We start from the raw sequence: 14971 nt of genomic DNA on the forward strand, positions 1-14971 counted from the left end.
AATCAGACTACCGGCTACCCCCGCCGATACCCGCTTAGTGCCGAAAAAATAACCGCCACAACACCAAACCTCCAGGCCACAATGTCAAGGGTGACCTTCATCACCTAACCGTGAGCCAAGTCAGGTTGAAGTCCGACAACGGCTTATGCAAACCCCTAACCTCATCAAAGGTTGTAAAAGCTACACCGCACAGCAAAAGAGAGAGTTTTTCAATCCACGGGAACCAAGCAACCACCGCCTCCGACTAGTAGTGCAGTTGATATCAGCGCCTGTCCATCGCCCCTCCTGAACGCCCCGCGAACGTTCAGCAGGGGCCTTCACCAAAGACCCTGAAAAGAGCACTACCTATGAGTCGGACGGCTCTGCGATCTTTCATTCAGCGCATCCACTTTTACGGCGGTATGTTCGTCGGCCCCTTCATCCTCGTTGCGGCCCTGACTGGCTGCCTCTATGCCATGGCGCCCTCCCTGGAGAAGGTGGTGTACCGCGACGTCATGTCCGTTCCGGCGGTCGAGCACCCCGTGAGCTTGGAGGAACAAATCCAGGCCGCGCAGCACAAACACCCTGACATGCCGGTCACGCAGGTCTGGCCAGCCACAACACCGACGGATTCCACGCGCGTGCTGGTTTCCGATGACAGCATCGACGAAAGCCTCCAGCGCACCGTCTTCATCAATCCTGCCAACGCCGAGGTCATCGGGGACTACCCCACCTACTCGGGCCTGGGTGAGATGCCGCTGCGCCGCTGGATTTCCTCCCTGCACGAAAGCTTCCGCTTGGGCAAGGTCGGTGAGCTCTACTCGGAGCTGGCCGCTTCCTGGTTGTGGGTCATGGCCTGCGGCGGACTTTATATGTGGTGGATTCGCCGCCGCCCGAAGAACAAGGCAACCTCGAACGCAGCGCAGCAGCAGCCCAAGCGCTCTGCCCGCTGGAAGGCCACCCGCCTGCATTCCACTGTTGGCGCCTGGATCTTCATCGGTCTGCTTGGTCTCTCTGCCACCGGTATCACCTGGTCGGGCCTGGCCGGCGACAACGTCGATTCCCTCGTCGAGCGCATGGACTGGAAGGCCACCCCGATCGAGACTGCCCTCCCCGGCACCACCGCTGAAACGCATGAGCACACCGGCCATGAAGGACATGAAGGTCATGGGGTTGGAGGGGCGTCGTCAAGCGCGAACGTGGCTGCCGAGGCCGAACGTGTCCTTGCCACCGGCCGCGCCGAGGGGCTGACCGGACCGCTGCGCCTGTACCCACCGGAGGACGCCAACTCCGCCTGGCAGGTCAGCGAACGCTGGGTGGAATGGCGCACCACCTCCGATGCAATTTCGGTAGATGGCACCACAGGCGACGTCATCGACCGCCAGCCTTTCTCCAGCCTGCCGCTGTTTAGCAAACTCAGCAGCTGGGGCATCTACCTGCACATGGGCATCATGTTCGGGCTGCCGCTGCAGATTGCGCTGCTCGCACTGGGCCTCGCCACCGCCGCTCTCGTAGTACTGGGGTACTACATGTGGTGGAAACGTCGCCCACGCTTCCTCCCGACTGCCCACTTCTCCTGGGCCACCACAGGGTTGGGCGCGCTATTCGCGGCCACCGTGGGCGTCTTCCTGCCGCTCTTAGGAATCACTTTGGCAGCGTTCCTGATTCTCGATGTCATCCTTGTGAACCGTGCCACCGCCCCGCGCAGGGAACGCACGCCAATCCCGGTCGGATAATTTAGTGAAAGCCATCACATAGGGCGGAGCTTATTAGGTACGGTAGTTTCTTATGACTAACCCACTTCTGACACCCTCCACACTGCCCTACCAGCTCCCACCGTTTGCGGAGATCAAGGTCGAGCACTACCGCCCTGCCTTCGACGAAGCACTCGCGCTTCACGACGCCGAAATCGCCTCCATCACCGACAACCCCGCCGCGCCTACGTGGGAAAACACCGTGGAGGCGCTCGAGCGCTCCGGCCAGGACCTCGACCGCGTCATGGCCGTCTTCGGCAACCTTTCCGGCACGGATGTCACCGATGAGATGGAGGAGATCGCCGCCGACATCTACCCGCGCCTGTCCGCGCACTATGACGCGATCTACCAGAACGAGGTGCTCTACGCGCGCATCAAGGAAGCCACCCCGCCTGCCGACGACGCGGAAGGCCAGCGCCTCCACGACCACCTCCTGCGCACCTTTGCCCGCAAGGGTGCCGACCTCGACGCGGCCGGCAAGGCCCGCCTGTCCGAGATCAACCAGCGCCTCTCCGCGCTCTCTGAAGAATTTGGCCGCAACCTCATGGCGTCTACCCGCGAGCGCGCGGTCTCCTTCACCGAGGAAGAACTCGAGGGCCTGCCCGCCGAGCGCATCGCCTCCGCCAAGGCCGATGCCGAAGCATTAGGCCGCGAGGGCTTCGTCATCCCGCTGGAGCTGCCGACCGTGCAGTCGGAGCTGAGCCGTCTGGCGCGGGAGGATGCGAGGGGGAGGCTGTATGCGGCGTCGGCAAGCAGGGGCTCCGAGAACAACATCCCGGGGCTCATCGAGGCCGTGCAGCTGCGCGCCGAGCGAGCCGAGCTGCTGGGCTTTGCCACGCATGCCGACTACGTCATCGCCGAGGAAACCGCCGCGACTGCCGACGCCGCCCGCACCATGCTCTTCGACCTCGCCCCCGCCGCCGCGGCCAACGCCGAAGGCGAGCAGAAGCTCCTCACGGAGGAAGCAACGCTCAACGGCCAGGGTTTCAGCTCCGCGGACTGGCCTTATTGGGAATCCAAGGTCCGCGCCCGCGACTTCTCCCTCGATGAGGAGGAGCTGCGCAAGTACTTCCCACTCGACCAGGTCCTGGAGAAGGGCGTCTTTGCCGCCGCCGAGCGCCTCTACGGCATCACCGTTATCCCCCGCGATGACCTCGAGGGCTACGCGGAGGGGGTTCGCGTCTGGGAGGTGATTGACGGAGACGTCAATCACGTGAATAAGGACCCACACGTAGATATCGACTCGCACGAGGATAAAGGAATCGGCCTTCTGCTCACCGACTACTTCGGGCGCCCACCAAGCGCGGCGGCGCATGGATGAGCGAGTTCGTGGGGCAGTCCCGACTGCTGGAGCGCAAGCCGGTCATTGTCAACGTCATGGGCATCACCAAGCCCGCCGACGGCTCGCAGCCGCTGCTGAGCATGGACGAGGTCCGCACCGTCTTCCACGAATTCGGCCACGCCCTGCACGGCCTGCTTTCCGACGTCCGCTACCCCACCTTCGCCGGCACCAACGTCCCTCGCGACTGGGTGGAGTTCCCCTCGCAGATCAACGAGAACTGGGCGCTCGATAAGAACTTGGTCAAGGAGTACGCCCGCCACGTCGAGACGGGCGAACCTATTCCGGACGAGCTTCTCGACGCCATCTCCGCCGCCTCCGAGTTCGGTCAGGGATTCGCCACCTCGGAGTATCTGGGAGCGTCAATCATCGACTTGGCCTGGCATTCGCTCAGTGCTGCCGACGCCGCCAAGCTGGAGGCTACCCCGGAGGCCGTCGCCGACTTCGAGGCCGAAGCCCTGCGCGCGGCCGGGCTGGATAACGAGCTCATCGCGCCTCGCTACCGCTCGACCTACTTCAACCACATCTTCGCCGGCGGCTACTCGGCGGGCTACTACTCCTACCTGTGGGCCGAAGCGCTCGACGCCGATGGTTTCGAGTGGTTCAAAGAGCAAACCGACCTGCGCGAGGCCGGTCAGAAGTTCCGCGATGTCATCCTGTCGAAGGGCGCGTCTCGCGACTTCACGGAGGCCTACCGCGAGTTCTGCGGCCGCGACAAGGACGTCGCGCCGCTGCTCAAGCGCCGCGGCCTCGCCGGCGCCTAAAGCCGAGTGCCGACTAGTTATCCACAGATTTCATCGGATGGCTAGTTCGGGGCTTGGAGGTGGGGTGGAGTGCTTTTAGGCTGCGGGGTATGAGATTACAGACGTTCTTCGCCGCCCTCGGCCGCGCCATTGACCTGGTGGCCGAGTGCGCGGGCCTGTCTGAATCTGACTTGGTGGCCCTCGGCGCCACGCCTGCCGACGCCACCGTGTTCCTCTCCCTCCACCACACCTACTTCGGGCACACCTCTTCTTCGAAGAAACAGCGCACGGCGGTTGCAGCCGCGCGCCAGCGCGGGCACGGGCTGGTGACCTTGCAGCTCATCGAGCACTTCGTGGCCAAGGTTCGGGACCACAACAAAGCGTGGGATTTGCGGGTGGAGCTATGCCAGACCAGCGCGGAGCTGGTGGAAAAGGTCGCGCGCAAAAAGCTGCGTCAGATGCGGAAGCCCCGCACATATGCCGAGCGCGCCAAGCTCACCCAGCATGGCAACGGCCTGGCCACGCTCACGGTCACCGCGGACTCGCTGCAGCTGACTGGCGTATTCGAGAGCATCGACCAGGAACGCCCCGGCGAGAGTTTCTTGGAAAATCTGGACGGTGGCGGCGTCAAGACTGAGGTTGCCACCATGGCGGTCCTGCAGCTCGATGACTACGCCGAGCTGCTCAAGGGCAATACCGACAAGGACGGCGAAGAGTTCATCGTCCGCACCACCAGTGGTGCGACGATGACCGGATCGCAGCTGGTGGAGCGCGCTTTGCTGGACAAGGGGATCATCGTGGCGGTCAGCCGCGAACACGGTCCGCTCGATGTCTTCCGCTTCCAGCGCTTCGCCACCGCCAAGCAGCGCCTCGCCTTGGCCGCGGAGAATCCCTGCTGCGCCTGGGAGGGCTGCAAGGTTCCCTTTGAGAAGTGCCAGATCCACCACATCAAGGCCTGGGCCCGCGGCGGGCCCACCAATATCCTCAACCTGGTGCCGCTGTGCCCGTACCACAACGGAGTCAACGACGATGACCCCGATGCCCCGCCCTCACGCGGCCACATGGATCGCATCGGGGGCCGGGTGGCATGGATCCCGCCATACGACGCCGCGCCGGTCTTCACCAGCGCCTTCAACTAACGCTTCAACAAACCTCAAGGTCATCTTGCGCACCAGTGTGCCCCGCTCCGCCAGGGCACTCTTCCAGCACTGTTTGGTCGTACCCCGCAGGAAATCACTTCCTCGCGGGGCATTCGGCGTGCCGGCTTAACTCACGGAACTGGTCATGCGCTCAAGCCTGTCCCGCAGGAATGTGGGCCGTGCGGGTTGAACGGACGTGGGGGTTGGCGGGCCGAGCGGTTGGGCCGGATGTGCGGTGTGGCGGGCGGGCGGATTAGCCGGCGTTGCGCAGCGCGGTGGCTAACCCGTTCATCGTGACCTGGATGGTCTTGGACACCAGGAATTGGTCGTCGCCCTTACGGTAGCGACGCAGCAGCTCCAGCTGGATGGCATTGAGCGGAAGCAGGTACGGGTAGCGACGCTTGAGCGACCGCGCCTGGCGTAGGTTCTCACTAACCAACTCCGCGTTGCCGGTGACCTTAAGATAGACCTCGCGGGTGCGCTCAAACTCCTCGGAAATCAGGCCGTAGATACGGTCCGCGGTTTCTTTGTCGTCGACCAAGTTGGCATACAGGCGCGCCAGCTGCATCTCCGCCTTAGCCATGACCTGCGCCATGTTCGCGAACACAGAACGGAAGAAGGGCCACGTGCGGTACAGCTCGCGCAGCTCTTCCCAGCGCTTCTCCTCGCTCCCCGAAACCTCCCCTCCAGCGGATTGCTGCACCCACGCCGTCACCGCGCTGCCCACGCCGAACCAGCCCGGAATGTTGGTGCGGGACTGCGACCACGACAGCACCCAAGGAATCGCACGCAAATCCGTAATCGCGGTGGTCTGCTTGCGCGAGGTCGGGCGCGAGCCCAGGTTGAGCTCGCCAATCTCGTGCAGCGGGGTGGACTGGGTGAAGTAGGCGATGAACCCGGGGTCGTCGACAAGCTGGCGGTAGGCCACGCCACTCAACGCCGCCAGCTCACGCATGATGCCGTAGGCGCGCTCGGGATCCACAATCGGTTCGGTATCCAACAACGATGCCTCCAGCGCGCCAGAGACGAAAGCCTCCAGGTGGCGGCGCGCGGTCTCCGGAGCGCCGTATTTCGCAGAAATCACCTCACCCTGCTCGGTAATGCGCACCGAACCCGACACCGCACCTTTCGGCTGAGCCAAAATCGCATCATAGGTCGGGCCACCGCCGCGGCCTACCGCACCGCCGCGACCATGCGCTAGCCGCAGCTCCACGCCGTGGCGCGCGCAGAGCTCAACGAGGGCCAGTTCGGCGTCGTATAGCGCCCAGTTCGCCTGCAAATAACCGCCGTCCTTGTTGGAATCCGAATACCCCAACATCACCTCTTGGATATCCCCGCGCGAGCGCAGATGCGCGCGATAAACGGGCACCTGCCACAGCTTCTCCAGGATGCCGGCGCCGGCCTTCAAATCCTCGATGGTCTCAAACAGCGGCACCACATCGACCTGGCCTAGGCCCACCTCCTTGAGCAGCACCATCGGCTCCAAAATGTCGGAGACCGTTCCCGTCATAGAAATAATGCAGTGCGACACCGACTTCGGCCCAAAGTCCCGCACAGCGCGTGCCGCCGCACGGAAAATCCCCAGCTCCTTCGCGGTCTCTTCGCTGAATTCCTTCTCCGCCCCCGGGAACAGCAGCGGACGGTTGGTCTGCAGCTCGCGCACGAGCAGCGCGACCTTCTCCTCCTCCCCCAGCGCGCGGTAGTCCGGGGTGATGGTGGCCGCGGCGAAAATCTCGGTGAGGACGTTCTCAAAGGACTCCGAATTCTGGCGCATGTCCAGCGTCGAAAGGTGGAACCCGAACGTCGTCACCGCCGAGCGCAATCGGGCAAGTCGGTCATCGGCGATGATGTCATCGTTGAACTGGCGCAGCGAGCGGTCGATCACGTCCAGGTCCCGCTTGAGTTCCTCCGGCGACGCATACGCGCTTGGCGACGCCTCCCCCTCCAACCTCGCCAGCACCTTCTTCCGGATGCCGAAGATGGCCCGGCGATAGGGCTCGTCGACGCGGGATTTTTCGTCGTTGTGGGCGGCGTCGGCAAGCGCGCCCAGTTCCTTGGAACTGGAGGAATAGCGGTCTGATAGGGAGAGCTCGCGCTCCAACTCGCCGAGCTCGTCGGCGTAGTACTGCAGCACCGTCGCTGCGGCCTTGCGGGTGGCGTAGGTCAGGGTGTGCTCGTTAACAAAGGGGTTGCCGTCATGGTCGCCGCCAATCCAGGAGCCGGGGCAGACGACGGGGGAATCGGGAAGCTGCTGGCCAAAGGTCTCGCGCATGGCGTGGCGAATGGCGCGGTTGAGAGCGGGAACCTGGTCGAGCAGCGAAAGCTTGTAGTAGCGCAGGCCGACGTCGATCTCGTCTTCGAGGGTGGGGCGGGCGATACGAATCAGCGCGGTCTGCCACAGCAGCGTCATGCGCAGGTACATTTCCTTCTCGATCGCCGCCATGTCGCCGCCGCGGTGAGCTTCCTTGAGAAGATTCTTGATGCGGGTCTGGGTATCGAAGACGGTGCGGCGGCGGGTTTCGGTGGGGTGCGCGGTGAGAACGGGGGCGACGTGAGCGCCTCGGATGACGGAGGCGGCGTCGGCGGGCGCAACACCTTCTTCTTTGAGCTTGGCGAATGTCTTGCGCAGGGAAACCGGCGCCTCGACGGACTCGTCATCCAAGTCCTCCGCTAGATTCGCGATGAGCGCGAAATAGCTGAACGCTCGCGCCACGAGGTTGACTTTGGTGATGTCGAGGTCGCGGAAGATAGCGACGAGGTCTTCCGGCTTGGCATCGCCGTGGGCGATGTCGAAGGCCATGCGGCGGGTGGATTCGACGAGCTCAAAAACGTCCTCGCCTTCCTGCTGCGCGATGACCCGGCCGAGCACCCGGCCGAGGAAACGGATGTCTTCGCGGACTTGTTCTGGGGCGGGTGTGCTCACGGCGAGGAGCCTTTCTGGGAGTGATGTGTTCAGCTAGCACATCTCAATGTAGCCCAGAGCACTATCGGGCGATAGTTATTTAGCAAAAGAAGCGAGCCACGCGGCGTGGAGGCGCGAGTCACCGTTTTCTTCCGGATGGAAGCTCAGCGCTGTGACCCGGCCCTGGCGCACGCCCACAATTGCTTCGTGCCCCGCGGCGGGATGAGTTAGCTTCCCGTCATATTCGGCGCTATCTTTGCACGCCGCGCTATCTTCGCCAGCCGCACCACTGGCTACGCTGTCGGGTGCAGGGGCAGGCACGGTGGCGATGACCTCGACACCTTCGCCCACGCGGGTAACGATGGGCGCGCGGATGAAGCTCGCCTCAATATCGAGCGTGATGCTTCGGGGTCCTATGCCATGAGCCTCGGCGTCCCGGCGCCGCGCCCCAACCTCTGAGGTCTCTGCATCGGGCCGCTGACCTTGCATCGCGACGGGAACGATGCGCTCCTGGGAGAAGCGTTGGTTGCCGAAGGCGTTGCGGCGCACGGTGACGTCGATAAGCCCCAGTGTCTGCTGGCCCGGCGCGGGGTTTTCCAGCTCGCGAGCGCTGTAGATGAGCCCCGCGCAGGTGGCCAGGACCGGCAGCCCTCCCTCGACAGCACGGCGCAGCGGCTCGGCGACGCCAAAAGAGCGCGCCAGCTTATCGATGGTGCTCGACTCTCCGCCGGGCAGAATGATTCCGTCCAGCCCGTCGAGATCCTGCGGCAGGCGCACCCGGCGCGTTTCAGCACCGAGGCTCTCCAACACGGCGAGGTGTTCCTCCACCCCGCCCTGCAGCGCGAGGACACCAACGTGTGGTCGCACCGCGGTTACCAACCGCGCTCAGCCAGGCGGTGCGGGGCGGGGATGTCGTTGACGTTGATGCCCACCATGGCCTCGCCTAGGCCGCGGCTGATCTTGGCCAGCTCGGCCGGCTGATCATAGAGGGTCGCCGCCTTCACGATGGCCTCCGCGCGCTTCGCAGGCTCGCCGGACTTGAAAATGCCGGAGCCGACGAAGACGCCTTCGGCGCCCATTTGGCGGACGAGGGCGGCGTCGGCAGGCGTAGCCACACCACCAGCGACGAACAGTACGACCGGCAGCTTGCCGGTCTCCGCGACCTCAGCAACCAGGTCATACGGTGCCTGCAACTCCTTGGCTGCGACGTAGAGCTCGTCGCGGTCGAGGTTCTGGAGGCGCGCGATTTCACCCTTGATGGTGCGCAGGTGCTTGACGGCCTCGGAGACGTCGCCAGTGCCGGCCTCGCCCTTGGAGCGGATCATGGCCGCACCTTCGGTGATGCGGCGCAGGGCCTCGCCCAGGTTGGTGGCGCCACAGACGAAAGGCACGTCGAAGTCCCACTTGTTGATGTGGTTGACGTAATCGGCCGGGCTGAGCACCTCGGACTCGTCGATGAAATCTACGCCCAGCTCGCCGAGGATCTGCGCCTCCACGAAGTGGCCGATGCGGGCCTTCGCCATCACCGGAATGTCCACAGCGTTGACGATGCCCTCGATGAGGTCCGGGTCAGACATGCGGGCCACGCCGCCCTGAGCGCGAATATCGGCCGGCACGCGCTCCAACGCCATGACGGCGGACGCACCCGCGTCCTCAGCAATTCGGGCCTGCTCCGGGGTGACTACATCCATGATGACGCCGCCCTTGAGCATGTCAGCCAGTCCACGCTTGACGCGCGTGGTGGCGCGTCCCTGTTCAATCTTCTGTTCAGTCATGGCTCACATAGTGGCCCAGAAAATTGGTCCAAGACAAGAGCCATTTTTAGAGTGTTGAATTAGACCACTTATGATGGGGTCGTGTCTTTCCGCCTCGATCCATCTGATACGCGCGCGCTGCCGGTGCAGATTGCCGAAGCCCTCCGCACCCAAGTCGCGGCGGGCATTTTGCTGCCCGGCGAGCAGGTGCCGTCGACGCGTTCACTGGCGCGCGATCTGGGCATTTCCCGAGGCAGCGTGGTTACCGCCTACGAGCAGCTCACCGCCGAGGGCTACCTCACCGCGTCGGTTGGCTCGGGCACAGTCATCAACCCGCACCTGCCCCATGGGCGCACCCCACAGCCTCACCCCGCGCCGCGGCCCAGCTCTGCCCCACCGCGCGTGGAGTTGACCCCCGGCTTGCCCGATACCGAAGGAATCATCACCCCCGAATGGAGGGCGGCGTGGCGCAAGGCCGCCGTGAATCCTTCCGGCGATCTTCCCCGCGAGGTGGCCGCGCACCTGCGCCACATGCGCGGGCTCACCGTCGACCCGGCTTACGTTGTCATCACCGCCGGCGCCCGCGACGGCCTCTCGGTGCTGCTGCGCGCGCTGGGCGGCCAGCTTCGCGTGGGCGTGGAGTCCCCCGGCTACCCCAGCCTGCGCCGCGTCCCCCAGGCTTTGGGCCACACGCTTGTCGACGTCCCCACCGACGCCCACGGCGTCACCGTCCCCACCGTTGACCTCGACGTTCTCATCGTCACGCCGTCCCACCAGCACCCTTATGGCGGTTCCCTGCCGGCCGCCCGGCGCGCGGAGCTCGTCGAGTGGGCACGCAGCAACGACGTGCTCATCATCGAGGATGACTTCGATTCCGAGCTGCGCTACGTCGGCCAGCCCTTGCCCGCGCTGGCCGCGCTCGCTCCCGAGCACACCGTCTTGCTGGGCACGTTTTCCTCGGTGATTTCGCCGTCGATTGCCTGCGGCTACCTGGTGTTGCCCCCGAGCTTACGCTCGGCGGTGGATCGGGTGCGGGAGGTCTTCGGCCAGCCTGTCGGTGCTATCCCCCAAGCGGCGCTAGCGAACTACTTGGCCAGCGGTGCCCTGCGGCGGCATACCGGGCGGATGCGCCGCGCCTACAAACGCCGCCGTGACCTCGTCCAAGCCGCGCTGGAAGACGCCCCCGCTACCCTTCTGCCCATCCACGGCGGGCTCCATGCGGTGTTGCTGTGCGATAACGCCGTGGTCGACCGCGCGGCTTCCCTAGGGCTAACGCTCACCCCGCTCAGCGACTACTGGGGCGGCGTGGCCGCCGAGGAAGGCGTGGTCTTGGGCTTCGGACATTTGAGTGATGTTGAGCTCGCCGCCGCGCTGGATCTGGTCAAGCAGGCCTTAACTAGCTGACATGTAGCTGGCCTGGCGCGTAGCTGCCCTATCGCATACCGGGCTAGCTAGCGCTGGCCAAGGTCACGGTGGCGAGGGTGCGGCCCGTCGGTTGCTCGCTGCCACCCGCGGGTTCTTCGGTAACCATGACTTTGACCGCGGCACCGTCGAAGGGCATCCACACCCCATCGTGTGGGTCCTGACCGATAACCCCGGCTGAGGCCATCTCACCATCTGCACTGACTGCCCACACCTGGGCGCCCATGCCGTCGGCCAGTTGCGGCTGGCCATCGACCATCGCGCCGGATTTCGCCATCGAGGCGGAGGAAACGATATCCAGTTGCGCTCCCGAGGCATCCGCACTGCCCTGCATAAGGTCCTCTGCGCCCATGATGTCGTGCATGGATTTTTCGCCCGGCGATTCAGCCTCTACTTGCGCGCTATCCGGTGCATCTTGCTGACCCAACTGCAAGAGCTGCGGCGCGGCTACCACGCCTGCGACGAGCACTGCGGCGGCAGCCGGCACCGCTACGAAGGCCCGCCAGCGGCGGCGTGGAAGCTCGATGACCTCAGCAGCTTCGCCACCGTCAATTTCCGCAAAGACAGCATCTTTCATTCGCGCTGGCGGATGCACGTCTGGGAGGGAATCGAGGAAGTCGTCGAAAGTCTCATCAGAAAACTCATGCGTATTGCTCATCTTCCCTCCTTTCCGAGAATCGCTTTTAGCTTCTTAACGCCGTCGCGCACGCGCGTCTTCGCCGTACCCAGCGGTACTCCCGTTGATTCTGCCAGTTCAGCATGCGTCAAGCCATTGAAAAATGCGAGGGCTACCGCGGTGGAATGCGGCTCCCCAATCTCGTCGATGGCCCAGCGCAGGCGCTGCGCTTCGACATGTCCTAGGGCCTCATCTTCAAGAGGCTCGGTGTAGGTAGCCTGGTCCAACAGCGCGTCGCGGTTATCGCGTTGCACTGCAGCAACGTGGCTACGCAGCTTATCGACGGCCCTCCCATGCGCCAACCTGCCCACCCACGACCGCGCGTTTCCCCGCTGCGGGTCAAATTTCGCAGCGGAAGTCCACACCTCAACGAAGACATCTTGGGCAACCTCTTCGGCTAAAGCGGGATTGCGCAGAACGCTCAGGCACACGCTGTACACGGTGGGCGCGAGGGCGTCGTATAGCGCACTGAAGGCATGCTTGTCTGCCGCAGCGGTCTGAACGAGCAAGTCGTTCAGCCGCGCATGTTCATCAGGTGACATCGCAGACACGGGTGTAGAGCTTACCTCCAGCAGCGGGGCGGACATGGCACTTTTACTTGGTCATTTCTTCGCTTGGCGCCATCATCTCATCGCTCTTCATTTCCTCTGTCATCATGGAATCCGACTCCATGGCGTCCGAGCTCGGGGCCATCATCTCGGAGCTGGGCTTCATGTCCACCTCTTCCTTCTTGTCGTTGCAGGCAACCAGCCCACTGGCGGCAATGGCAAGTGCAGCGGCGGCGGTAACAAACTTCTTCATTTCGGTACTCCTTCTTCAGGTCTTCGGGTCCGGCCTTTCCGGACCCTGTATCTGACGATTCGGAGCCACCCTGCGATGCGGATTGGACGGATTTAAACGCAATCCGCTTTTCACTCGTGTTCCGAACTGATTGCATACGCACACCGCATCACAAGCGAAGGAGCACAGGATGTTATCTACGCTATTCATCGGGTTTACCGGTGGTCTTATCACCGGCATCTCGCCCTGCATCTTGCCGGTCTTGCCGCTGGTCCTCGCGGTCAGCGGCGGCTCACGGTGGCGGCCATGGCAGGTCGTCGGCGGGCTGGTGACGAGCTTTAGCCTCGTCACGCTTTTCGCCACAACGCTGCTCAATGCCTTGGGCCTGCCCGCCGACGTCCTGTGGAAAGTGGGAATCGCGCTGCTCGTTCTCGTGGGCCTAGGAATGGTGTTCCCTCGCGTGCAGGAAGCCCTCGAGTGGCCTTTCCAGAAGCTCCCGAAAGCTGGCGGCTTGCAAGCCACAGCCCGCGACAAGAGTGGCTTCATTGTCGGCCTAGCCATGGGGGTTGTCTTCGTCCCCTGCGCCGGCCCTGTACTCGCCGCCATCTCCGTGGCGGGCGCCACCGGGACTGTCGACGCCCACATCCTCCTCCTCTGCCTCTCCTTCGCCCTCGGCGTGGCGATCCCGCTTCTGGCTTTCGCCTTAGGCGGCAACGAGGTGGGCAAACGCGTCGATGCTTTCCGCTCCCATCAACGCGGGGTGCGCATCGCTGCGGGAATTGTGGTGATCGCTATGGCCGGCGCCATCTCACTCGGCGCGCCCGCGTGGCTGCAGCAGAAACTCCCCAGCATCAACGTCGACGCCACGCCCGTTGAACAGGACGCTCCCACAGCGGAAGGAACCCCCGTGCCCGCGTTCGCGGGGCTGACCGGCTGGTTCAACACGGATGCGCCCGCCGATCCGCGCACCTCCGGCAAGGTCACGCTTATCGACTTCTGGGCCTATGCCTGCATCAACTGCCAGCGCAACAACACGCACCTGACCAAGCTCTATGCGCATTACAAGGACTACGGCTTCGACATCATCGGAATCCACGCGCCGGAATACGCTTTCGAGCACGAGGCCGACAACGTGCGCCGTGCGGCCCGCGAGCAGGGAATCGAGTACCCGGTGGCACAGGACAATGACTTCGCCACCTGGAAGAACTTTGGGAATCGGTACTGGCCGGCGCACTATCTCGTCGACAAGCACGGCATGTTGCGCCAATCCCACCACGGCGAGGGAGATTACGCCGAGACCGAGCGCCTCATTCGCGAGCTTCTCCTCGAGCGCGACCCCAGCATAGAACTGCCTGAGCCCATTGAAGCCGCCGATACTCACAGCGCTCCGCGCTCGCCGGAGACCTACCTCGGCACCGCACGCGCACAGTATTTCACCAACCCCGATTACCACGACGGCACGCACCAGTTCACCACAAGCGAGCCGCCGTTAGGTCAGTATTCGCTGGGCGGGACGTGGACGCTGGCCGGCCAGCCCATCACCGCCGGACCTAACGCGCGCCTGCGACTGAACTATCGCGCCGCCTGGGTACAGCTCGTAACATCAGGGAGCGGAACGGTTCGCGTGCACCGCGCGAATGGTTCGGTCCGCACCTTCGACATCACCCAGGACGGCACGGTGGATCTCGTCCGGGAGTCTGACAATCACACCGAGACCATCGAGCTGGAGGTAAGCGAAGGGCTCTCGCTGTATTCCTTTACTTTTGGCTAGCGTGGGGATCATGAAGCTATCTCTACATGGACAATCCGCCGTGGCCGTCGAGGCACCCCAGGGGCGCATCGTCATCGACCCCGGCCCCCTTTCAGATCTCAGTTGCCTCGAAGGCGCTGAGGCGGTGCTGCTCACGCACGCGCACGGTGACCACCTCGACGTCGATGCCGTGCGTGCAAGCGGCCTGCCGGTGTGGGGAACGCAGGAAGCCATCGACGCCCTCGGCTCCGGCACCGTCGTTCATACCGGAGAGACGTTCACGGTTCTGGGCCTTGAGATTCACGCGGTGGGCGGGCTTCACGAAGAAATCCACCCCAGCATTCCGCGCCCGGAAAACCTGGGTTATTTCTTTAATGGCGTGCTGCACCCCGGGGACCAATGGTGCGTCCCTGAGGGACGCAAGGTTGAGGTTCTACTGCTCCCCATCGCCGGCCCGTGGGTGCGCGGGGCGGATGCCGCGGATTATGCCATGCGCATCGGCGCGCGCGTGACGGTGCCCATCCATGACGCCGTGCTTTCCGACGCCGGCAAGCAAATCACCGACGGCATGCTCCAACGCGCCGGCGTGAGCGGCTATCGGCGCCTGCAGGTCGGTGAAAGCATCGACATCCAACAGGCGCCTTGAGCCTTCGCGCTGCGGGGAGATCTACAACGCGCACAGCCACCGAACCAACCGCTCGGTCTATTTTTATTCTCGGTCTTGCCTGCGGTT

The 14971-nt window shown here is 64.0% G+C and carries 11 protein-coding genes and 1 pseudogene; 6 read left to right on the plus strand and 6 right to left on the minus strand.

Annotation, left to right across the window (positions count from 1 at the left end):
* Positions 1-347 precede the first annotated feature (347 nt).
* From FME68_RS07280 to FME68_RS07290, 3 genes and pseudogenes are all read left to right on the plus strand, one after another.
* Positions 348-1715, plus strand: coding sequence for a PepSY-associated TM helix domain-containing protein (locus tag FME68_RS07280; protein ID WP_158396959.1), 1368 nt, complete (start codon positions 348-350; stop codon positions 1713-1715).
* Between the two features lie 52 nt (positions 1716-1767).
* Positions 1768-3836, plus strand: a pseudogene (locus tag FME68_RS07285) (M3 family metallopeptidase).
* 89 nt (positions 3837-3925) lie between these two features.
* Positions 3926-4954, plus strand: coding sequence for an HNH endonuclease signature motif containing protein (locus FME68_RS07290; RefSeq protein ID WP_158396960.1), 1029 nt, complete (start codon positions 3926-3928; stop codon positions 4952-4954).
* 253 nt (positions 4955-5207) lie between these two features.
* Here the strand turns inward: FME68_RS07290 and ppc are convergent, their stop codons facing one another.
* The 3 genes from ppc to pdxS all read right to left on the minus strand — a co-directional run bounded on the left by ppc (position 5208) and on the right by pdxS (position 9631).
* Positions 5208-7877 carry a phosphoenolpyruvate carboxylase gene (ppc, locus tag FME68_RS07295; protein WP_328287765.1) on the minus strand — a complete coding sequence of 890 codons (2670 nt, stop codon included), beginning with the start codon at positions 7875-7877 and terminating at the stop codon, positions 5208-5210.
* Positions 7878-7952: 75 nt separating this feature from the next.
* Positions 7953-8723 (minus strand): pyridoxal 5'-phosphate synthase glutaminase subunit PdxT, encoded by a 771-nt coding sequence (gene pdxT / locus FME68_RS07300; protein WP_328287766.1) that lies wholly within the window; start codon positions 8721-8723, stop codon positions 7953-7955.
* Between the two features lie 5 nt (positions 8724-8728).
* Positions 8729-9631 (minus strand): pyridoxal 5'-phosphate synthase lyase subunit PdxS, encoded by a 903-nt coding sequence (gene pdxS / locus FME68_RS07305; RefSeq protein WP_049157099.1) that lies wholly within the window; start codon positions 9629-9631, stop codon positions 8729-8731.
* Between the two features lie 81 nt (positions 9632-9712).
* Between pdxS and pdxR the strand changes: the two genes are divergently transcribed.
* Positions 9713-11014, plus strand: a complete 1302-nt coding sequence (gene pdxR, locus FME68_RS07310) for a MocR-like pyridoxine biosynthesis transcription factor PdxR (protein WP_328287767.1) — start codon at positions 9713-9715, stop codon at positions 11012-11014.
* 43 nt (positions 11015-11057) lie between these two features.
* On the opposite strand, the gene FME68_RS07315 is transcribed toward pdxR, so the two are convergent.
* From FME68_RS07315 to FME68_RS07325, 3 genes are read right to left on the minus strand one after another with little or no spacing between them, the layout of a single operon-like run.
* Positions 11058-11690 carry an anti-sigma factor gene (locus FME68_RS07315; RefSeq protein WP_158396965.1) on the minus strand — a complete coding sequence of 211 codons (633 nt, stop codon included), beginning with the start codon at positions 11688-11690 and terminating at the stop codon, positions 11058-11060.
* A complete protein-coding gene (locus tag FME68_RS07320) occupies positions 11687-12295 on the minus strand; it encodes a sigma-70 family RNA polymerase sigma factor (RefSeq protein WP_070821401.1) in 609 nt (202 codons plus the stop codon). Before FME68_RS07320 ends, FME68_RS07315 begins: the two co-directional genes overlap by 4 nt.
* A gap of 7 nt (positions 12296-12302) precedes the next feature.
* Positions 12303-12509: a hypothetical protein gene (locus FME68_RS07325; protein ID WP_158396967.1), complete on the minus strand. Its 207-nt coding sequence runs from the start codon at positions 12507-12509 to the stop codon at positions 12303-12305.
* 169 nt (positions 12510-12678) lie between these two features.
* On the opposite strand from FME68_RS07325, the gene FME68_RS07330 reads away from it, so the two are divergent.
* The gene (locus FME68_RS07330) at positions 12679-14259 is read left to right on the plus strand and encodes a redoxin domain-containing protein (protein WP_158396969.1); all 1581 of its coding nucleotides are present in this window, start codon (positions 12679-12681) and stop codon (positions 14257-14259) included.
* Positions 14260-14269: 10 nt separating this feature from the next.
* Positions 14270-14884, plus strand: coding sequence for an MBL fold metallo-hydrolase (locus FME68_RS07335; protein WP_158396971.1), 615 nt, complete (start codon positions 14270-14272; stop codon positions 14882-14884).
* Positions 14885-14971: the final 87 nt, after the last annotated feature.

Origin of the sequence: Corynebacterium hiratae (genome assembly GCF_009708045.1) — a bacterium.
GTDB lineage: Bacteria > Actinomycetota > Actinomycetes > Mycobacteriales > Mycobacteriaceae > Corynebacterium > Corynebacterium hiratae.

Excerpts from the sequence above, each read along its gene's own strand:
- FME68_RS07280 (WP_158396959.1), top strand. The coding sequence starts at position 348 with ATGAGTCGGACGGCTCTGCGATCTTTCATTCAGCGCATCCACTTTTAC.
- FME68_RS07330 (WP_158396969.1), top strand. The coding sequence starts at position 12,679 with ATGTTATCTACGCTATTCATCGGGTTTACCGGTGGTCTTATCACCGGC.
- FME68_RS07320 (WP_070821401.1), bottom strand. The coding sequence starts at position 12,295 with ATGTCCGCCCCGCTGCTGGAGGTAAGCTCTACACCCGTGTCTGCGATG.
- pdxS (WP_049157099.1), bottom strand. The coding sequence starts at position 9,631 with ATGACTGAACAGAAGATTGAACAGGGACGCGCCACCACGCGCGTCAAG.
- FME68_RS07335 (WP_158396971.1), top strand. The coding sequence starts at position 14,270 with ATGAAGCTATCTCTACATGGACAATCCGCCGTGGCCGTCGAGGCACCC.
- FME68_RS07325 (WP_158396967.1), bottom strand. The coding sequence starts at position 12,509 with ATGAAGAAGTTTGTTACCGCCGCCGCTGCACTTGCCATTGCCGCCAGT.
- FME68_RS07290 (WP_158396960.1), top strand. The coding sequence starts at position 3,926 with ATGAGATTACAGACGTTCTTCGCCGCCCTCGGCCGCGCCATTGACCTG.
- FME68_RS07315 (WP_158396965.1), bottom strand. The coding sequence starts at position 11,690 with ATGAGCAATACGCATGAGTTTTCTGATGAGACTTTCGACGACTTCCTC.